The organism is Micromonospora sp. NPDC005194 (assembly GCF_040608335.1).
GTDB lineage: Bacteria > Actinomycetota > Actinomycetes > Mycobacteriales > Micromonosporaceae > Micromonospora.
The window spans coordinates 78,004-97,535 of record NZ_JBEXIA010000025.1; the positions used below are offsets into that span (position 1 = coordinate 78,004).

General features: G+C 73.0%; 21 protein-coding genes. 17 read left to right on the forward strand and 4 right to left on the reverse strand.

Annotated features, from left to right (window positions below):
- Window positions 1-60 precede the first annotated feature (60 nt).
- Genes argC through argH form a run of 8 tightly spaced genes read left to right on the forward strand, consistent with a single transcriptional unit; the run spans window position 61 to window position 8,465 of the window.
- On the forward strand, window positions 61-1,062 hold the full coding sequence (gene argC / locus ABZU53_RS21285; RefSeq protein WP_355067112.1) for an N-acetyl-gamma-glutamyl-phosphate reductase: 1,002 nt from the start codon (window positions 61-63) through the stop codon (window positions 1,060-1,062).
- Window positions 1,059-2,231, forward strand: coding sequence for a bifunctional glutamate N-acetyltransferase/amino-acid acetyltransferase ArgJ (gene argJ, locus ABZU53_RS21290; RefSeq protein ID WP_354857844.1), 1,173 nt, complete (start codon window positions 1,059-1,061; stop codon window positions 2,229-2,231). The genes argC and argJ overlap by 4 nt, the downstream gene beginning before the upstream one ends.
- Window positions 2,228-3,133, forward strand: coding sequence for an acetylglutamate kinase (gene argB / locus ABZU53_RS21295; RefSeq protein WP_355067113.1), 906 nt, complete (start codon window positions 2,228-2,230; stop codon window positions 3,131-3,133). The genes argJ and argB overlap by 4 nt, the downstream gene beginning before the upstream one ends.
- Window positions 3,130-4,344, forward strand: coding sequence for an acetylornithine transaminase (locus tag ABZU53_RS21300; RefSeq protein WP_355067114.1), 1,215 nt, complete (start codon window positions 3,130-3,132; stop codon window positions 4,342-4,344). Before argB ends, ABZU53_RS21300 begins: the two co-directional genes overlap by 4 nt.
- A complete protein-coding gene (argF, locus tag ABZU53_RS21305; RefSeq protein WP_355067115.1) occupies window positions 4,341-5,276 on the forward strand; it encodes an ornithine carbamoyltransferase in 936 nt (311 codons plus the stop codon). Before ABZU53_RS21300 ends, argF begins: the two co-directional genes overlap by 4 nt.
- A complete protein-coding gene (locus ABZU53_RS21310; protein WP_355067116.1) occupies window positions 5,273-5,785 on the forward strand; it encodes an arginine repressor in 513 nt (170 codons plus the stop codon). Before argF ends, ABZU53_RS21310 begins: the two co-directional genes overlap by 4 nt.
- The gene (locus ABZU53_RS21315) at window positions 5,782-6,984 is read left to right on the forward strand and encodes an argininosuccinate synthase (protein WP_355067117.1); all 1,203 of its coding nucleotides are present in this window, start codon (window positions 5,782-5,784) and stop codon (window positions 6,982-6,984) included. The genes ABZU53_RS21310 and ABZU53_RS21315 overlap by 4 nt, the downstream gene beginning before the upstream one ends.
- Before the next feature lie 17 nt (window positions 6,985-7,001).
- A complete protein-coding gene (argH, locus tag ABZU53_RS21320) occupies window positions 7,002-8,465 on the forward strand; it encodes an argininosuccinate lyase (RefSeq protein ID WP_355067125.1) in 1,464 nt (487 codons plus the stop codon).
- Window positions 8,466-8,508: 43 nt separating this feature from the next.
- Here argH and ABZU53_RS21325 read toward each other — a convergent pair whose 3' ends face one another.
- Complete coding sequence (locus ABZU53_RS21325; RefSeq protein WP_354857859.1) at window positions 8,509-8,862, reverse strand: MmcQ/YjbR family DNA-binding protein; 354 nt, start codon at window positions 8,860-8,862, stop codon at window positions 8,509-8,511.
- 115 nt (window positions 8,863-8,977) lie between these two features.
- The gene (locus tag ABZU53_RS21330; protein ID WP_354857861.1) at window positions 8,978-9,403 is read right to left on the reverse strand and encodes a DNA-binding protein; all 426 of its coding nucleotides are present in this window, start codon (window positions 9,401-9,403) and stop codon (window positions 8,978-8,980) included.
- Window positions 9,404-9,496: 93 nt separating this feature from the next.
- On the opposite strand from ABZU53_RS21330, the gene ABZU53_RS21335 reads away from it, so the two are divergent.
- The 5 genes from ABZU53_RS21335 (at window position 9,497) to ABZU53_RS21355 (ending at window position 13,549) form a co-directional block, all read left to right on the forward strand.
- A complete protein-coding gene (locus ABZU53_RS21335) occupies window positions 9,497-10,138 on the forward strand; it encodes a DNA-3-methyladenine glycosylase (RefSeq protein WP_355067118.1) in 642 nt (213 codons plus the stop codon).
- Between the two features lie 89 nt (window positions 10,139-10,227).
- Complete coding sequence (locus ABZU53_RS21340) at window positions 10,228-11,313, forward strand: exo-alpha-sialidase (protein ID WP_355067119.1); 1,086 nt, start codon at window positions 10,228-10,230, stop codon at window positions 11,311-11,313.
- Window positions 11,314-11,589 carry a ubiquitin-like small modifier protein 1 gene (locus ABZU53_RS21345; RefSeq protein ID WP_355067120.1) on the forward strand — a complete coding sequence of 92 codons (276 nt, stop codon included), beginning with the start codon at window positions 11,314-11,316 and terminating at the stop codon, window positions 11,587-11,589.
- Window positions 11,590-11,711: 122 nt separating this feature from the next.
- A complete protein-coding gene (locus tag ABZU53_RS21350) occupies window positions 11,712-12,854 on the forward strand; it encodes an LLM class flavin-dependent oxidoreductase (protein ID WP_355067121.1) in 1,143 nt (380 codons plus the stop codon).
- Window positions 12,851-13,549 (forward strand): FMN reductase, encoded by a 699-nt coding sequence (locus tag ABZU53_RS21355; protein WP_355067122.1) that lies wholly within the window; start codon window positions 12,851-12,853, stop codon window positions 13,547-13,549. The genes ABZU53_RS21350 and ABZU53_RS21355 overlap by 4 nt, the downstream gene beginning before the upstream one ends.
- Here the strand turns inward: ABZU53_RS21355 and ABZU53_RS21360 are convergent.
- A complete protein-coding gene (locus tag ABZU53_RS21360) occupies window positions 13,479-14,366 on the reverse strand; it encodes a universal stress protein (RefSeq protein WP_355067126.1) in 888 nt (295 codons plus the stop codon). The genes ABZU53_RS21355 and ABZU53_RS21360 overlap by 71 nt on opposite strands.
- A 127-nt stretch (window positions 14,367-14,493) precedes the next feature.
- On the opposite strand from ABZU53_RS21360, the gene ABZU53_RS21365 reads away from it, so the two are divergent.
- The 3 genes from ABZU53_RS21365 to ABZU53_RS21375 all read left to right on the forward strand — a co-directional run bounded on the left by ABZU53_RS21365 (window position 14,494) and on the right by ABZU53_RS21375 (window position 17,114).
- The gene (locus ABZU53_RS21365) at window positions 14,494-14,994 is read left to right on the forward strand and encodes a GNAT family N-acetyltransferase (RefSeq protein ID WP_355067123.1); all 501 of its coding nucleotides are present in this window, start codon (window positions 14,494-14,496) and stop codon (window positions 14,992-14,994) included.
- A 9-nt stretch (window positions 14,995-15,003) separates the two neighbouring features.
- The gene (locus tag ABZU53_RS21370; protein ID WP_354857874.1) at window positions 15,004-15,645 is read left to right on the forward strand and encodes a hypothetical protein; all 642 of its coding nucleotides are present in this window, start codon (window positions 15,004-15,006) and stop codon (window positions 15,643-15,645) included.
- 125 nt (window positions 15,646-15,770) lie between these two features.
- Entirely contained in the window at window positions 15,771-17,114 is a 1,344-nt protein-coding gene (locus ABZU53_RS21375) for a hemolysin family protein (protein ID WP_354857877.1), read from the forward strand.
- Between the two features lie 60 nt (window positions 17,115-17,174).
- Here ABZU53_RS21375 and ABZU53_RS21380 read toward each other — a convergent pair whose 3' ends face one another.
- Window positions 17,175-17,558, reverse strand: coding sequence for a PaaI family thioesterase (locus ABZU53_RS21380; protein WP_354857884.1), 384 nt, complete (start codon window positions 17,556-17,558; stop codon window positions 17,175-17,177).
- Between the two features lie 106 nt (window positions 17,559-17,664).
- Between ABZU53_RS21380 and tyrS the strand changes: the two genes are divergently transcribed.
- The gene (tyrS, locus tag ABZU53_RS21385; RefSeq protein ID WP_354857887.1) at window positions 17,665-18,957 is read left to right on the forward strand and encodes a tyrosine--tRNA ligase; all 1,293 of its coding nucleotides are present in this window, start codon (window positions 17,665-17,667) and stop codon (window positions 18,955-18,957) included.
- Window positions 18,958-19,532 lie beyond the last annotated feature (575 nt).

The window sequence follows — 19,532 nt, forward strand, 5'->3', positions numbered from 1 at the left end:
AACTTGCAGCCCTTCGATCAGGGCTGCTAGCCTTCGTTGCATAGTCATGCGGAGGTGAGTATGGGGATCCGAGTCGCGGTCGCCGGAGCGAGCGGGTACGCCGGAGGCGAGCTGCTGCGCCTGGTCGCCGGGCACCCGGAGTTCGACCTGGTCGCCGCCACCGCGCACCGCCAGGCCGGGCACCGCGTCGACGTGGTGCACCCGCAGCTCACCGGGCTCGACCTGGTGCTCGGCGAGACCGACCCGTCGACCCTGGCCGACGCCGACCTGGTCTTCCTGGCGCTGCCGCACGGCGAGTCGGCGGCCCTGGCGGCCCAGCTCCCGCCCGAGGTGCGCATCGTCGACCTGGGCGCCGACCACCGGCTCGCCGACCCGTACGCCTGGGCGCAGTACTACGGCGGCACGCACGCCGGCCAGTGGACCTACGGGCTGCCCGAGCTGCCCGGCCAGCGGGAGCTGATCGCCGGCTCGACCCGGGTGGCGAACACCGGCTGCTATGCCGCCGCGATCACCCTGGCGCTCGCGCCGCTGCTCGCCGACGGGGCTGCCAGCCCCGCCGACGTCGTGGTGGTCGCCGCCTCGGGCACCTCCGGCGCGGGCCGCGCGGCGAAGCCGCACCTGCTGGCCAGCGAGGTGCAGGGGGACCTGTCGCCGTACCGGGTCGGCACCCACCAGCACGTGCCCGAGATCAAGCAGGCGTCCGGGGCGACCGGTCTGTCGTTCACGCCGGTCCTCGCGCCGATGCCGCGCGGCATCCTGGCCACGGTCACCGCCGTACCGGCGCGCGGCGTCGACCCGCAGCAGGTGCTGGCGCAGGCGTACGCGGACGCGCCGTTCGTGCACGTGCTGGCGGAGGGGCGCTGGCCGCACACCGCCGCCACCCTGGGTTCCAACTCGTGCCACCTGCAGGCCACCGTCGACGTCGACTCGGGTCGGCTGATCGTGCTCAGCGCACTGGACAACCTCGGCAAGGGCGCGGCCGGTCAGGCCGTGCAGAACGCCAACCTGATGTTCGGCCTGCCGGAGACGACGGGCCTGTCGATCTGGGGAGTCGCACCATGAGCGTCACCGCCCCTCGGGGTTTCCGGGCGGCCGGGGTGGCCGCCGGTCTGAAGGCCAGCGGTGGCGCCGACGTCGCCCTGGTGGTCAACGACGGCCCGGACGCCGGTGTCGCCGGTGTCTTCACCACCAACCGGGTCAAGGCGGCGCCGGTGCGCTGGAGCCAGCAGGTCGTGCAGGGCGGTGTCGTCCGGGCGGTCGTGCTCAACTCCGGTGGCGCCAACGCCTGCACCGGTCCGGCCGGCTTCCAGGACACCCACGCCACTGCCGAGCACACCGCCTCCGCGTTGAGCGCGGTCAGCCCGCGGCTCCTCCTCGGCGCCGGCGAGGTGGCGGTCTGCTCCACCGGCCTGATCGGTGAGCGACTGCCGATGTCGAAGCTGCTGCCCGGGGTCCGTACGGCCATCCGGGGTCTGTCGCGCGACGGCGGTCCGGCCGCCGCCGAGGCGATCATGACCACCGACACCCGGCCGAAGACCACTGTCGCGCGCGGCAGCGGTTGGACGGTCGGCGGGATGGCCAAGGGCGCCGGGATGCTCGCGCCGGGCATGGCCACCATGCTGTGCGTGCTCACCACCGACGCGGTGGCCGGGCCGGCTCTGCTGGATGAGGCGCTGCGCGCGGCCACCCGGGTGACCTTCGACCGGGTCGACTCCGACGGCTGCATGTCCACCAACGACACCGTGCTGCTGCTGTCGAGCGGCGCGAGCGGCATCGAGCCGACCCTGGACGAGTTGGCCGCCGCGGTCACCACGGCCTGTCATGATCTGGCACAGCAGCTCATCGCCGACGCCGAGGGCGCGACCAAGCAGGTCGCCATCGACGTGGTCGGCGCCGCCGACGAGGACGACGCCGTCGAGGTGGGCCGCTCGGTGGCCCGCAACAACCTGGTCAAGACGGCGTTGTTCGGCAACGACCCGAACTGGGGCCGGATCCTCGCGGCGGTCGGCACGACGGCCGCCGCCTTCGAGCCGGACGAGGTGGACGTCGCCGTCAACGGGGTGTGGGTGTGCCGGGGCGGCGCTGCCGCCGAGGACCGCTCGAAGGTCGACCTCACCGGCCGGGACGTGACGATCCGGATCGACCTGCACGCCGGCGACGCGGTGGCGACGATCTGGACCAACGACCTGTCCCACGCGTACGTGCACGAGAACTCGGCGTATTCGACATGAGTCTCAGCGGCGATCTCACCCGCGCCCAGGTCAAGGCGGAGACGCTGATCGAGGCCCTGCCCTGGCTGGCGCGTTTCTCCGGCTCCACAGTGGTGGTCAAGTACGGCGGCAACGCCATGACCGAGCCGGCGCTGCAACGGGCGTTCGCTGCCGACATGGTGTTCCTGCGGTACGCCGGTCTGAAGCCCGTCGTGGTGCACGGCGGCGGCCCGCAGATCTCGGCCATGCTGGGCCGGCTCGGCATCGCCAGCGAGTTCCGGGGCGGCCTGCGGGTGACGACCGCCGAGGCGATGGACGTGGTCCGGATGGTGCTGGTCGGGCAGGTGGGCCGGGAGCTGGTCGGGCTGATCAACTCGCACGGTCCGTTCGCCGTCGGGCTCTCCGGCGAGGACGCCCGGCTGTTCACCGCGGTGCGCCGCCCCGCGTACGTGGACGGGCTGCCGGTCGACGTCGGCCAGGTCGGCGACGTCGAGTCGGTGGATGTGTCGGCGGTGACCGACCTCATCGACGCCGGTCGGATCCCGGTGATCTCCACTGTCGCGCCGGACGCCGACGGGGTCCTGCACAACCTCAACGCGGACACCGCCGCCGCCGCCCTCGCTGTCGCGTTGCGGGCCCGCAAGTTGGTCGTGCTCACCGACGTGGCCGGCCTGTACGCGGACTGGCCGGACACCACCAGCCTGATCTCCGAGATCACCGCGGACGACCTGGCCAAGCTGCTGCCCGGTCTCGAGTCGGGGATGGTGCCGAAGATGGAGGCCTGCCTGCGGGCGGTGCGCGGGGGAGTGCCCGCCGCGCACGTCGTCGACGGCCGGGTGGCGCACTCCACGCTGCTGGAGGTCTTCACCTCGGAGGGGTTCGGAACGATGGTGGTCCTTCAGGACGGGATGGTCGGGGCATGAGCAGCCTGCTGCAACGCTGGACGCAGTCCATGATGGACAACTACGGCACGCCGCCGCTGGCGCTGGTCTCCGGCGCGGGGGCAGTGGTGGTCGACGACGCGGGTCGGGAATACCTGGACCTGGTCGGCGGGATCGCTGTCAACGCCCTCGGTCACGCCCACCCGGCGGTGGTGGCCGCGGTGTCCAAGCAGGTCGCGACGCTCGGGCACGTCTCCAACCTCTATGTCGCCGAGCCGCCGGTCGCCCTCGCGGAGCTGCTGCTGGCGCTCGCCGGCCGGCCCGGCCGGGTCTTCTTCGCCAACTCCGGAGCGGAGGCGAACGAGGCCGCGTTCAAGCTGTCCCGGCGCACCGGGCGCAGTCACGTGGTCGCCACCAACGGCGCCTTTCACGGTCGCACCATGGGCGCACTCGCGCTGACCGGCCAGCCCGCCAAGGCCGACCCGTTCCGGCCGCTGCCCGGCGAGGTGACCCACGTCGACTTCGGCGACGTGGCCGCCCTCGAGGCGGCGGTCACCGACGCCACCGCCATGGTCATCCTGGAGCCCATCCAGGGCGAGAACGGCGTGGTCGTTCCGCCGGCCGGTTACCTGGCGGCGGCGCGGCGGATCACCGACCGGCACGGCGCGCTGCTGGTGCTCGACGAGGTGCAGACCGGCATCGGCCGCACCGGGCACTGGTTCGCCCACCAGGCCGAGGGTGTGGAGCCCGATGTGGTGACCCTGGCCAAGGGGTTGGGTGGCGGGCTGCCGCTCGGCGCGACGCTGGCCTTCGGCCGTGCCGCCGACCTGCTCACCCCCGGCTCGCACGGCACCACCTTCGGCGGCAACCCGGTGAGCTGCGCCGCCGCGCTCGCCGTGGTGGCCACGATCGCCAACGAGGGGCTGCTCGACCACGTCAAGCGCGTCGGCGAACGGCTGCGCCGGGGCGTCGAGGCGCTGGGCCACCCGCTGATCGACGGCGTACGCGGGGCCGGGCTGCTGCTCGGCGTGACCCTCACCGCGCCGGTGGCGCCGGTGCTCGCCGAGACGCTGCGAGACGCCGGCTTCCTGGTCAACGCGGTGCAGCCGGGCGTACTCCGGCTCGCCCCGCCGCTGATCCTCACCGCCGCCCAGGTCGACGCCTTCCTCGCCGCGCTCCCGGCGGCTCTGGACGCGACGGCCGTTGGAACCGACCGGACGCCGACCACCACCACGACGAGGACGACCGCATGATCCGGCACTTTCTGCGCGACGACGACCTCTCGCCCGCCGAGCAGTCCAGCGTGCTCGACCTGGCGGCGCGGATGAAGGCCGACCGCTTCGGCCACCAGCCGCTGGCCGGCCCCCGCTCGGTGGCGGTGCTCTTCGACAAGCAGAGCCTGCGCACCCGGATCTCGTTCGACGCCGGCATCGCCGAGCTGGGCGGGCACCCCTTGGTCGTGGACACCCAGGTCACCCACTTCGGTCGGGGCGAGACGCTCGCGGACGCCGGCCGGGTGCTGTCGCGCTACGTCGCGGCCATCGTCCTGCGCACCCACGGCGACGACCGGATCGCCGAGGTGGCGAGCGGCGCGAGCGTCCCGGTGATCAACGCGCTCACCGACGGTTTCCACCCCTGCCAGCTGCTGGCCGACCTGCTCACCATCCGGGAGCGCTGCGGCGGCACGGCCGGCCGCACCCTCACCTACGTGGGCGACGGCGCCAACAACATGGCGCAGTCGTACCTGCTGGCCGGGGCGACGGCCGGGATGCACGTGCGGATCGCCGGCCCGGCCGGGTTCGCGCCGGCCGCGGCGGTGGTGCGGCAGGCCGCCGAGATCGCCGCCGGCACGGGCGGGTCGGTACGGGTGCTGACCGACCCGGCCCAGGCGGTCCGCGACGCCGACGTGCTCGCCACCGACACCTGGACGTCGATGGGGCAGGAGGCCGACGGACTGGACCGGGTCACCCCGTTCCTGCCGTACCAGGTCAACAAGGAGCTGCTCGGCCAGGCCGCACCGGACGCGATCGTGCTGCACTGCCTGCCCGCCCACCGCGGCGAGGAGATCACCGACGAGGTGCTCGACGGCCCGCAGAGCGCGGTCTTCGACCAGGCGGAGAACCGGCTGCACGCCCAGAAGGCGCTGCTGACGTTCCTGCTCGCGGCGTCCGGGACGACGCGATGAGCGCCCCGCTGACCCGCGCCGCCCGGCACGCCCGGATCGTGGAGCTGATCCGGGACCGGCCCGTGCGGTCGCAGACCGAACTGGCCGACCTGCTCGCCGCCGACGGCGTCGGGGTCACCCAGGCCACCCTCTCGCGGGACCTGGAGGAGTTGGGCGCGGTCAAGGTGCGCGGCGGCGACGGTCCGGCCGTCTACCTGATCCCCGAGGACGGCCAGCGCCCGCTGCGCGACGCCGAGGCGGCGCCGGCCCGGCTGGTGCGGTTGCTGCGGGAACTGCTCAACGGGGTGGACGCCAGCGGCAACATCGCCGTGCTGCGCACCCCGCCGGGCGCGGCCCAGTACCTGGCCAGCGCGTTGGACCGGGCGGGCCTGCCCGAGATCGTCGGCACCATCGCCGGCGACGACACCATCCTCGTCGTGGCCCGCGAGGCCGTCGGCGGGGCCGCGCTCGGTGACAAGCTCGCCGGCTGGGCCCGCCGGGACGACACCGTTGAAGGGACCACGTCATGACCGAGCGGGTCGTCCTCGCGTACTCCGGGGGGTTGGACACCTCCGTGGCGATTCCCTACCTGGCCGAGCAGACCGGCGCCGAGGTGATCGCGGTGGCGGTCGACGTCGGGCAGGGCGGGGAGGACCTCGACGCCATCCGGCAGCGCGCCCTGGACTGCGGCGCCGCCGAGTCCGAGGTCGTCGACGCGCGCGACGAGTTCGCCGCCGACTACTGCGTGCCGGCCATCCGGGCGAACGCCCTCTACATGGACCGCTACCCGCTGGTGTCGGCGCTGTCCCGGCCGCTGATCGTCAAGCACCTGGTGGCGGCGGCGCGCAAGCACGGCGGGACGATCGTCTCGCACGGCTGCACCGGCAAGGGCAACGACCAGGTCCGATTCGAGGTGGGCCTGGGCGCGCTCGCCCCCGAGCTGAAGATCATCGCCCCGGCCCGCGACTTCGCCTGGACCCGGGACAAGGCGATCGCGTTCGCCGAGGAGAAGGGGCTGCCGATCGACGTGTCGGCGAAGTCCCCGTACTCGATCGACCAGAACCTGTGGGGCCGCGCCGTGGAGACGGGCTTCCTGGAGGACATCTGGAACGCCCCGATCGAGGACCTCTACTCGTACACCGACGACCCGGCGGAGCCCCGCGACGCCGACGAGATCGTGATCACCTTCGACGGCGGCGTGCCGGTGGCGATCGACGGCGAGACCGTCACCCCGTACCAGGCGATCCTGGAGCTGAACCGGCGCGCGGGCGCCCAGGGCGTGGGCCGGCTCGACATGGTCGAGGACCGCCTCGTGGGCATCAAGAGCCGTGAGGTGTACGAGGCCCCCGGCGCGATCGCGCTGATCACCGCCCACCAGGAGCTGGAGGCGGTGACCGTCGAGCGGGACCTGGGCCGGTTCAAGAAGAGCGTGGACCAGCGCTGGGGTGAGCTGGTCTACGACGGCCTGTGGTTCTCGCCGTTGAAGGACTCGCTGGACGCGTTCATCGACGACGCGCAGCGGCACGTGAGCGGCGAGGTGCGGATGACCCTGCACGGCGGCCGGGCCACCGTCACCGGCCGGCGCTCCGAGGAGAGCCTCTACGACTTCGGACTGGCCACCTACGACACCGGCGACACCTTCGACCAGTCCCTCGCGAAGGGCTTCGTGCAGCTGTGGGGCCTTCCGAGTCGGATGGCCGCGGCCCGCGACGCCCGGCTGGGTGGCTGACGACCATGGGGACCACAATGGGCGGCGTGGACGACAAGAGCCTCACCGAGAACAGCGCCGGCACCAACCGGACGAGCCTGTGGGGTGGCCGGTTCGCCGGCGGCCCCGCGGAGGCGCTCGCCCGACTGTCGGTGAGCGTGCAGTTCGACTGGCGCCTGGCCCCGTACGACATCGCTGGTTCCCGGGCGCACGCCCGGGTCCTCGCCGGCGCCGGCCTGCTCGACCCGGAGGAGCTGGGCCGGATCCTGGCGGCCCTGGACGACCTGGAGGCGGCCTGTGCCTCGGGGGCGTTCCGGCCCACAGTCGACGACGAGGACGTGCACACCGCGCTGGAGCGGGGCCTGTTGGAGCGCCTGGGCAGCCTCGGCGGCAAGCTGCGCGCCGGCCGGTCGCGCAACGACCAGGTCGCCACCGACCTGCGGCTCTACCTGCGTGACCACGCGCGGGGGGTGGCCAGCCGCCTCGTCGAGCTGGCCGAGGCCCTCACCGAGCAGGCCGAACGGCACATCGGCACCGCCGCGCCCGGCATGACCCACCTCCAGCACGCCCAGCCGGTCACCTTCGGGCACTGGCTGCTCGCCCACGTGCAGCCGCTGCTGCGCGACCTGGAGCGGCTGCGCGACTGGGACCACCGGGCGGCGATCAGCCCGCTCGGCGCGGGCGCGCTCGCCGGGTCCGGGCTTCCGTTGGACCCGGTGGCCGTGGCCAAGGAGCTGGGCTTCCGGACGTCGTTCGCCAACTCGATGGACGCGGTCGCCGACCGGGACTTCGTGGCCGAGTTCCTCTTCACCACCGCGCTGATCGGGGTGCACCTGTCCCGCCTCGGTGAGGAGGTGGTGCTCTGGACCTCACACGAGTTCGGCTGGGTGGAGCTGGACGACGCATTCGCGACCGGTTCGTCGATCATGCCGCAGAAGAAGAACGCGGACATCGCCGAGCTGGCCCGGGGCAAGTCCGGGCGGCTGGTCGGCGGCCTGATGACGGTGCTGACCATGCTCAAGGGCCTGCCGATGACGTACGACCGGGACATGCAGGAGGACAAGGAGCCCGCGTTCGACGCGGTCGACACCCTGGAGCTGCTGCTGCCGGCCCTGGCGGGAATGATCTCCACGATGACGGTCCGGGTGGACCGCCTCGTCGCCGCTGCCCCGGTCGGCTTCTCGCTGGCCACCGAGGTCGCCGACTGGCTGGTCCGGCGCAACGTGCCGTTCCGCGACGCGCACGAGATCACCGGTCGGCTGGTGGCGCTCTGTGCGGCCCGGGAGTGTGAGCTGGAGGACGTCTCCGACGCCGACCTGGCCGCGGTCAGCGAACACCTCGACCCGTCGGTGCGCGACGTGCTCTCGGTGCGGTCGGCCCTCGCGGCCCGGACCACCCCCGGCTCGACCGGCCCCGGCCCGGTCGCCGACCAGCTCGCCGCCGCCGCGGACCGGGTGGCCGGCTGGCGGGACTGGGCCACCGAGCGGGTCGTACCCCGCTGACCTCGCCGTGGCGTCGGCGCGAGCCGCCGGCGCCACTGTCGGTTCAGGCCGTCGGGCGCTCCCGCTTGGGGAGCTTGGCCACCACCATGTCGTACGACGCGTCGACCGCCTCGGTCAGCTCGTCGCCGTCGATCCCGCCGTCGAGGCGCAGGGTGTTCCAGCCGGACCGGCCGATGTAGGCCATCGGGCGAGCGTCGTCGGGGTGGCGGCGCAGCCACTCGTCGGCGATCTCCCGGGTCTGGCCGCACTTGATGCCGACCGTGGGCCTTCCGTCGCCGTTGCCGAGGAACGCGAAGATCCGGCTGCCCACCTTCACCACCTCGTCGCCCTCCCACGGCCGGTCCAGCCACGCTCCCGGCTTCGCCAGGCAGTACGTCAGCATCTCCGCGCGTTCCATGGGTGCCTCCTCGTCGTGCGCACAGTCTGCCCGCCCCGGCCGCCGCCGCGGGGGTGCCCGGCCGATCCGCCCGCCCGGTCGTCTGGGGTCAGCCGGTCGCGTCGTGTCCGGTGGCTCAGGCGATCTGCTCGGCCGAGCGGGCGGCGACCCGCTCGTAGCGCTGCCGGGCCGCCTGCGCGCTGCCCAGCCCCAGCCCGTACGCGATGGACTGCCAGGTCAGCCCCCGGTCGCGGGCCAGCGTCAGCAGCCCCGCCTCCAGGGCGTCCAGCTCGGCGCGCACGTGCGGCAGCAGGGTCAGCGCGGCGGTGAGGTCTGCGGCGTCCACCGGTTCCTCGGTGGGCTCCCGCTCGGCGCCGCCGGCGGCGAGGGCGGTGACCAGAGCCACCGCCTCCCACGGGTCCAGCACGTACGGGTGGGCCCAGCGTCCCCGTCGGGCATCGGAGCCGGCGTGGCGTTCGCTGATCCGTTGCAGCGCCTCGTGGGTGCGGTGGGCGCGGGCCCGGGCTGGGTCGGGCGCGGTGAACAGCTCCTCGGTGGTCATGCTCCGAGCACACCCCATCAACGTGACCTTGTCAACAGATTGTTGAAGCGCGGCGACGGGGTGATCAGATTGCCGCTGGGTACCGTTCGGGTCATGGAGCTCGCGCCGGACGACCGCAGCACCGACGCCGACCGGGGGGCGCTGGCCGGCCTGCTCGCCGGTCCACTGCTGCCGGCCGCGCGGGGCCTGCTGGGCTGCCGGCTGTCCGCCGGCGGGGTCACCGTCCGGATCACCGAGGTCGAGGCGTACGCCGGCACGGCCGGTGACCCGGCCTCGCACGCCCACCGGGGCCGCACCGCGCGCAACGTGGTGATGTTCGGCCCCGCCGGGCACGCCTACGTCTACTTCACCTACGGGATGCACTGGTGCATGAACGTGGTCACCGGGGTCGAGGGGGAGGCCGCCGCCGTGCTGCTGCGCGCCGGTGCGGTGGTCGAGGGCCTGGACACCGCGCGGGCTCGCCGGCCGACGGTACGGCGGGACGTGGACCTGGCCCGGGGGCCGGCCCGGCTCTGCGCCACGCTCGGCATCGACCGCGCGGCGTACGGCGCGTACCTGCTCGGCGACGGTCCGGTCCGGTTGCGCCCGCCGGTTCGGCCGGTGCCGGACGAGACGGTGGTGGCGGGGCCCCGGGTCGGCGTGACCGGCGCGCACGATCTGCCCTGGCGGTTCTGGCTCGACGGCGATCCGACGGTCAGCGCGTACCGGCGACACGTGCCCCGCGTCCGGCGCTGAGCGCGGCTTCCGGCGTGTGGCCGGCGGGATCTGTCGGGGGGTGTGGCCATAATCACCCCACCTGCCCACCGACGGCTCGGAGGACGTCCATGCCAACGCTGCTCGCGATCGGCACCGCGAAGGGGTTGTTCCTCGCCACCAGCACCGATGACCGGCGCACCTGGGAGGTCAGCGGCCCGCACCACCCGGGGACGAGCGTCTACGCGGTCGCGCTCGACACCCGCCGGGCCACCCCGCGGCTGCTCGCCGGGGTGACCAGCTCGCACTTCGGGCCCAGCGTCGCGACCAGCGACGACCTCGGCGCGTCCTGGGACGAGCCCGACCACGCGCCGATCGCGTTCCCGGCCGACACCGGCGCGACCCTGGGGCGGGTCTGGCAGCTGATGCCGGGCGGCGCCGACGAGCCGGACGTGGTCTGGGCCGGCACCGAGCCGTCGGCGCTGTTTCGCTCCACCGACGGTGGCCGCAGCTTCGAGCTGGTCCGCGCCCTCTGGGACCACCCGCACCGCCCGCACTGGCAGGCCGGGTTCGGTGGCCAGGCCGTGCACACCGTGCTGCCCCACCCGCGCGACCCGGCCCGGGTGCTGGTCGCCATGTCCACCGGCGGCGTCTACCGCTCGCAGGACGCCGGGGCGAGCTGGGCTCCGGGCAACGTGGGCATCCGCGCCGCCGGCCTGGCCGACGAGTGGCCGGAGTTCGGCCAGTGCGTGCACAAGGTCGCGCGGGACGCCGGCAACCCCGAGCGGCTGTACGCGCAAAACCACTTCGGCGTCTACCGCTCCGACGACGACGGCCGCACCTGGTCGTCGATCGCCGACGGGCTGCCCAGCGACTTCGGCTTCCCGATGGTGTCGCACCCCGGGCGGCCCGGGATGGTGTGGACGTTCCCGCTGGTGGCCGACGTCGAGCGGTTCCCCACCGACCACCGCTGCCGGGTGTTCCGCTCCGCCGACGCCGGCGCCAAGTGGGAGCCGCTGTCGGTGGGCCTGCCCGAGGGCCCGTTCTATCCGGCGGTGCTGCGCGACGCGATGTGCGCGGACGACGCCACACCTGGCGGCGTCTACTTCGGCACCCGCTCCGGCGAGGTCTACGCCAGCCGGGACGAGGGCGACTCCTGGTCGCAGGTGGCCGCGCACCTGCCCGACGTGCTGTGCGTCCGGGCGGCGGTGGTCTGAGTGGTCACCGTGCTGTTGCCCGGCCCGCTGCGCGGCGAGGCCGGCGGCGCCAGCCGGCTCAGTATCGACGCGGGCGGCACGCTGGGGGCGGTCCTCGACGAGCTCGCCGCCGATCATCCCCGGCTGGCTCGGCGGATCCGCGACGAGCGCGGCGAGCTGCGCCGCTACGTCAACGTCTACGTCGACGGGGAGGACTGCCGGCACTCCGGCGGGCTGGCCACACCGGTCGGCGAGGGCGCCCAGGTGCAGGTGCTCCCCTCGGTCGCCGGGGGCTGATTCCCGCGGGTGACCGGCGCCACTGCCAGGTAGGCCGCCGACGGAATAGTTGACTTGTCAAATAAGTTGTGGGCTGCGTCCGGGTACTACGACGGCACCCGGTTGACACGCGAGGAGCTGTCATGCAGTTCGGAGTCTTCACCGTCGGTGACGTCACGGTCGATCCGACCACCGGTCGGGAGCCGACCGAGCATGAGCGGATCAAGGCGATGGTTGCCATCGCGCTGAAGGCCGAAGAGGTCGGGCTCGACGTCTTTGCCGCCGGTGAGCACCACAACCCGCCGTTCGTCCCCTCGTCCCCGACCACCATGCTCGGTCACATCGCGGCTCGCACCGAACGGCTGCTGCTGTCCACCGCGACCACGCTGATCACCACCAACGACCCGGTGAAGATCGCCGAGGACTACGCGATGCTCCAGCACCTGTCCGACGGCCGGGTGGACCTGATGATGGGCCGCGGCAACACCGGCCCGGTGTACCCGTGGTTCGGCAAGGACATCCGCGCCGGCATCCCCCTCGCGATCGAGAACTACGACCTGCTGCACCGGCTGTGGCGCGAGGACGTGGTCGACTGGAAGGGCAAGTACCGCACCCCGCTGCAGTCCTTCACCTCGACGCCGCGCCCGCTCGACGGTGTGCCGCCGTTCGTCTGGCACGGCTCGATCCGCAGCCCCGAGATCGCCGAGCAGGCCGCGTACTACGGCGACGGCTTCTTCGCCAACCACATCTTCTGGCCCAAGGAGCACACCCAGCGGATGGTCGAGCTCTACCGCCAGCGGTACGCGCACTACGGCCACGGCACCGCCGACCAGGCCATCGTCGGCCTCGGCGGCCAGGTGTTCATGCGGCGCAACTCGCAGGCCGCGGTCCGGGAGTTCCGGCCGTACTTCGACAACGCCCCGGTCTACGGGCACGGGCCGTCACTGGAGGAGTTCACCCGGGAGACCCCGCTGACCGTGGGCAGCCCGCAGCAGGTCATCGACCGCACGCTCGGCTTCCGCGAGTACGTCGGCGACTACCAGCGGCAGCTGTTCCTGATGGACCACGCGGGCCTGCCGCTCAAGACGGTGCTGGAGCAGCTCGACCTGCTCGGCGAGGAGGTCGTGCCGGTGCTGCGCAAGGAGTTCGCCGCCCTGCGCCCGGCGCACGTGCCGGAGGCGCCCACCCACGCCTCGCTGGTCGCCGCGGCCGGTGGCGTGAAGGACAGCACCGTGCACGCCGTCGACGACGTGACGGGCAAGGCGCCGGAGGGGGCGACCCGATGACCCGCCGTACGCTCGCCGTCGTCTCGGCGGGGCTGAGCCAGCCCTCGTCCACCCGGTTGCTCGCCGACCAGCTCGCCGGGGCGACCCGCGACGAGCTGGTCCGGCGCGGCGCCGAGGTGGAGCTGCGGGTCGTCGACCTGCGCGAGTACGCCCACGACGTGGTCAACAACATGCTCACCGGGTTCCCGCCGGCCGGCCTGCGCGAGGCCATCGACGCGGTGACCGGGGCGGACGGCATCATCGCCGTGACGCCGATCTTCAACGCGTCGTACAACGGGCTGTTCAAGTCCTTCTTCGACGTGCTGGAGGCCGACTCGCTCGTCGACCGTCCGGTCCTCATCGGGGCCACCGGCGGCACCGCCCGGCACTCCCTCGCCCTGGAGCACGCCCTCCGCCCGATGTTCGGCTACCTGCGGGCGGTGGTGGTCCCCACCTCCGTCTTCGCCGCCCCGGAGGACTGGTCCGGTGGCACCGCCGACGGCGCCCTGCGCGGCCGCATCCGTCGCGCCGCCAGCGAGTTGGCCGACCAGGTCGAGCGCCGGCTGCCCACCAGCGGCCCCGCCGACCCGTTCGCCCTCACCACCGACTTCCTGCAGATGCTCGGCGGGGGCGACGACGCGCCGGTCACCTCGGAGGGTCGTACGGGTGCGCGACCAGCACCGGGCAGCGCGCGTGCTGAATCGCAGCCTGGCTGACCGAGCCGAGCAGCAGACCGGCGAAGCCGTGCCGGCCTCGGGTGCCCACGACCAGCAGCGACGCCGTGCCGCTGGCCTCGATGAGCCCCGGGGCCGCGCCGGCCGCCCGGACCGGGTGCTCCCGCACCACCAGATCGGGATGCCCGGTCCGGACGGCCGCGGACGCCTCGGCCAACAGCCGCACCGCCTCGGCCTGGTACGCGGCCTGCGCCTCTTCGACCTCGTCCGGCACCGGCCGGTCCCCGTCCAGCGGGCCGACGTGCGCGAGCACCAGCGGGACGTCTCGTAGCGCCGCCTCGGTGGCGCCGTAGCCCACGGCCAGCCGGGACGACTCGGACCCGTCCACGCCGACCAGCACCGGCGCGTCCGCGTCGATCGGCTGCTCGTCCGGTCGGACCACCAGCACCGGGCAGTGCGCGTGCGCGGCCACCTGGGCACCGACCGAACCGAGCAGCAGACCCGCGAACCCGCCCAGACCGCGGCTGCCCACCACGACGAGATCCGCCCGTCGGGACTCCTCGACCATCGTCGCGCCGGGGCCGCCGGCGACCTGACGGGCCTCGACGGCCAGGCCGGGCCACCGGTCGGCCAGGTCGGCCGCCGTCCGCTCCACCATCTTCCGCGACTGGTCGGTGGGCGCCGGCACCCCGAGGTCGTACGGGTTGAGGGGCACGCCGTAGCCGAGCGGGTGCAGGTAACCGTGCACCAGGAGCAGCGGCCGGGACCGGAGCAGGGCGGCGCGGGCCCCGTGCTCGGCGGCGACGAGGCTGGACGGCGAGCCGTCCACACCCACGACGACAGGTCGGTCCATCGGCACTCCCAGGGTCGGTCGACCCATTGTCGGCGGCGCGGGGCCCGCGGTGACGCCGAACGCGCCGGACGGCGGTCGACCGTCGACGCGCCATCGGCTCCGAACTGTCACCGGCGCTGCGTACCCTCGCCGGATGACCTCCGATGTGCGGCTGCGGCCGGTCCACGAGGACGACCTCGTGGAGTTCTTCCTGCACCAGCAGGACCCCGAGGCGAACCGGATGGCCGCGTTCGGCCCCAAGGACCCGTCCGACCACCGCGAGTTCGCCCGGCACTGGGCGCGGGTGCTCACCAACCCGGCGAACCGGGTCCGCACCATCGAGGCCGACGGCGAGGTGGTCGGTTACGTCAGCGCCTTCCCGGTCGACGACCAGACCGAGGTCAGCTACTGGATCGACCCGGCCCGCTGGGGCCGGGGCCACGCCACCGCGGCCCTCGCCGCCCTGCTGCGCGAGCTGCCCCGGCCGGTGCGCGCCCGCGCCGCCAAGGACAACGCCGCCTCCCTCGCGGTGCTGCGCAAGTGCGGGTTCGTCGTGGTCGGCGAGGATTCGGGGTACGCCAACGGGCGCGGGGCCGAGGTCGAGGAGTGGCTGCTGGAGCTGCCCGCCGACGCCCCTGACCTGGTCGGGCACTAGTCTCGCGGGGTGAACTGGTTGGATCTGGTCGGCTGGGCCGGCTCCGCGGTGCTGGTGTGGTCGCTGCTGCAGTCGCGCATCCTGCGGCTGCGCGCGCTCAACCTCGTCGGCTGCGTCGTGCTGATCGGCTACAACGCCGCCCTTGAGGTCTGGCCCATGGTCGGGCTCAACATCGTCCTCGCGGTGATCAACATCTGGTACCTGCGGGGGATGCTCGCGACCCGCCACGACGAGCAGACCTACCAGGTGGTGGAGGTCGGCGTCGGCGACCAGTTCCTGGCGCACACGCTGCGGATCCACGCGCCGGACATCGCCCGGTTCAACCCCGACTTCCACTGGGACCCGGCCGCCACCGACCGGTCGGCCTTCCTCGTGGTCACCGCTGACGAGGTGGTCGGGGTGGTGCTGTCGCACGCCGAGGCGCGCGGGGTCGCCCAGATCGACCTGGACTACGTGACCCCGAAGTTCCGCGACTTCACCCCCGGCGAGTTCGTCTACCGGCGCAGCCGCCTCTTCACCGAGCGGGGCTTCCACCGGGTGGTCAGCCCGCCCGGCATGGTCGCGCCCTACTATCACCGGCTCGGGTTCCGCCCCCAGGGCGACTCGTACGTGCTCGACCTGCCCGCGTCACCGGCGACCGATTCGGCGTAGCGTCGCGGGAGCAGGATTCGGCCGCGGCCGCACGGGGCACAGAAGCGCGTACGCCGGGCGGGCCAGCCGACCGGCGGGCGCCGTGCGTACGGCCGGTGCCACCACCGTGAGGGAGCGAACCGGGCGTGCAGAGCTACGGGAGCCAACTGGCCCTGGTCGGGATCCTGGTCGTCATCAACGCGCTCTTCGCCGGCAGTGAGATGGCGCTGGTGTCGCTGCGGGACAGCCAGATCCAGCGGTTGGAGCGCACCAGCCGGGCGGGACGGGTGCTGGCCCGGCTCGCCAAGGACCCGAACCGCTTCCTGGCCACCATCCAGATCGGCATCACCCTCGCCGGCTTCCTGGCCTCCGCCGCCGCGGCTGTCTCCCTGGCCAAGCCCCTCGTTCCGCTGCTCGGGGTGTTCGGGAGCGCCGCCGAGACGGTGGCGATCGTGGTGGTGACCCTCGCGCTGACCTTCGTCACCCTGGTCTTCGGCGAGCTGGCCCCCAAGCGGATCGCCATGCAGTCCGCCGAGCGGTGGGCGCTGCTGGTGGCCCGCCCGCTCGACCTGCTCGCCAGTCTCACCCGCCCGGCCGTCTGGGCCCTCGGCGCCACCAGCGACCTGGTCGTACGCCTGGTCGGGCTCAACCCGAAGCACCAGCCGGAGGAGATCGGCCCGGACGAGCTGCGCGACATCGTCGCCGGCAACCACGGCTTCACCAAGGAGCAGCGCACGATCATCGCGGGCGCCGTGGAGATCGCCGACCGGCGGTTGCGGGCTGTGCTCGTACCCCGGTTGCGGGTGTTCACGCTCGACAGCGGGACCACCGCGGAGGCCGCGCGGCTGGTGCTGGCCGCCACCGGGCACTCCCGGGCGCCGGTGGTGCGCCACGGCGGCCTGGACGACACCGCCGGTGTGATCCACCTGCGTGACCTGGTCGGCGTGCCCGACGACCGGCCGGTCGACGAGATCGCCCGCCCGCCGATGCTGCTGCCCGACTCGCTGCCGGTGGTGGACGCGCTGCGGCAGTTCAAGGCCGAGCGCCAGCACATCGCGCTGGTCGTGGACGAGCGCGGCGCCGTCGACGGCATCGTGACGCTGGAGGACATCCTGGAGGAGATCGTCGGGGAGATCTACGACGAGACCGACCGGGACGGCTACTCGGTGCGCCGCGAGCCGGACGGCGCGATGGTGCTGCCCGGCACCTTCCCGGTGCACGACCTCACGGACATCGGCGTCGAGCTGCCCTCGCGCCCGGCCGGCGACTACACCACCGTCGCCGGGCTGGTGCTGGCCCGCCTCGGGCACATCCCCACCGTGGCCGGGGAGGACGTGAGCCTGGACGGCTGGGTGCTGACGGTGGCGGGCATCGACCACCGGGCCATCACCGAGGTACGTCTGAGCCAGGTCCCCGCCGAGGACGGCGACGACAACGATGACGACGCCGACCAGGCGATCGAGCCGGTGCTGGACGAGGCCCGCAACTGACCGTCCCCGGGTGAGCGGCCGCGCTACACCGCCGCGGCCGGGCCCGTTCGAGCCCGACGGTCAGTCGCGGGAGAGGTTCTGCAGCCGGACCTGACCACGGGCGACCAGCCGCTCGTCGGCGTCGCTGATCTCCACCTGCCAGAGCTGCTGGCTGCGACCCCGGTGCACCGGGGTGCCGACCGCCCGCAGCTCGCCGTCGCGGACGGCCCGCAGGAAATCGGTCTGGTTCGACACCCCGACCACCGTGCCCCGGTCGGCCAGCCAGAGCGCCCCCCCGATGCTGGCCGCGGTCTCCACCACCGAGCAGTACACCCCGCCGTGCTGGATGCCGAACGGCTGGTGCAGCTCCGGGCGGACCTGCCAGCTGATGACCACCCGGTCGGCGGTGGCCTCCTCGAATTTCAGGCCGAGCAGGGCGACGAAACCACCCGTCAGATCCGGCATCTCCACGGCGAACCCCTCCTCGATCAACGGGGCGCAAGCCTAGCCGGAGCGGGTTGCGTCAAACCCGGTACGGGTCGGAGCCGGCGATGGGGGAGAATTGGTGACCGTGACCGACAGCAGCCTCCCGCCGCCCGGGCGGTACTCCCTGACCGACGACCTGCTCTGGCGTGGCCTGATCCAGGACTCGACCGGCCTCGACGAGCTGCGCGAGCTGCTCGACGGCGGGGAGGCCACCACCTATTACGTGGGCTTCGACCCCACCGCGCAGAGCCTGCACGTCGGCTCGCTCATGCAGGTCATCACGGCCCGCCGTCTGCAACTCGCGGGTCACCGCCCGTTGCTGCTGGTAGGCGGGGCGACCGGGCAGATCGGCGACCCGAAGGAGAGCGCCGAGCGGACGCTCAACCCGCCGGAGGTGATCGCCGGCTGGGTCGAGCGGATCCGCGAGCAGCTCGCGCCCTTCGTGTCGTACACGGGTGAGAACGCGGCGCAGCTGGTCAACAACCTCGACTGGACCGGCGAGATGTCGGTCGTCGAGTTCCTCCGCGACGTGGGCAAGCACTTCCCGGTCAACAAGATGCTCGCCCGGGAGGTGGTGCGCGCGCGGCTGGAGACGGGCATCAGCTTCACCGAGTTCAGCTACCAGCTGCTGCAGGCCAACGACTTCTTCGAGCTGCACCGCCGCTACGGCTGCCAACTACAGTTCGGTGGGTCCGACCAGTGGGGCAACATCACCGCCGGCGTCGACTACATCCGGCGGCGCGGCGCGGGGCCGGTCCAGGCGTTCACCACGCCGCTGGTCACCAAGGCCGACGGCACGAAGTTCGGCAAGACCGAGGGCGGCGCCGTCTGGCTCGACCCGACCATGACCAGCCCGTACGCCTTCTACCAGTTCTGGCTCAACGTCGACGACCGAGAGGTCGACCGCTACCTGCGGTACTTCAGCTTCCGCTCCCGGGACGAGCTGGAGGAGCTGGCGAAGGCGACGGCCGAGCGGCCGGCAGCCCGGCTGGCCCAGCGGGCGCTGGCCGAGGAGTTGACCACCCTGGTGCACGGCGCCGAGGAGACCCGGCAGGCGGTCGCCGCCAGCCAGGCGCTGTTCGGGCGCGGTTCGCTTGACGATCTGGCCCCGGAGACGCTGCGCGCGGCGCTGACCGAGGCCGGTCTGGTGCGTATCCCTGGCGAGCTGCCGGACGTGGCGGGTCTCCTGCGGGACTCCGGGCTGGCGACGGGGCTCAAGGAGGCGCGGCGCGTGATCGCCGAGGGCGGCGCCTACGTGAACAACAACCGGGTGACCGAGGTGGACGCCACGGTGTCCAGGGACGACCTGCTGCACGGTCGGTACCTGGTGCTGCGCCGGGGAAAGCGGTCGTTCGCAGGCGTTGAGCTGGGCGAATAGTCGGTTGTCGACGATGTGACGGGGGACGCGTCCGGCAGATTTGACGATCATCGGGCCGGACGCGTAACTTTCTCTCTGCCAGCGCGGAACGGACGAAACAGGCGAAAGCCTGAAGCGGCCGGAGCGCGGCGACGACTTCGGGGTCAGGCGGGTTCGCCGGCCGGATCCCGCCGGGTGGTGCCCACGGAAAACGCCGCGAGGCGGATTTGGTGCGGCGGAACCGACCGGGTAAAGTAGTCAGCCGGCAGGGAAACGGGCGAGCAAGCGGGAAACCGCTGCGGCCGGCCTGCCACCACCGTGACGAGAGCGGCGCAAGCCGGTCGAGACATGGTGCCCGCAACACGGGTTGAAGCACGACGAACCGCGAAACACCGGTTTGACACGGCAGAAACCAGCGGGTAACGTAGTAAAAGTGCCTGGCGCTGGAAAGCGCCGAGCACCGGTACGAAAAGCCCCGGGATGGTGGCCCACTGGTTGGGTCTTCTGATCGGTGTGTGGTTGTTCTTTGAGAACTCAACAGGGTGCTTGTAAAGCCAGTGCCAATTATGATTTATACCCCGGATTGGTCGAGCCTT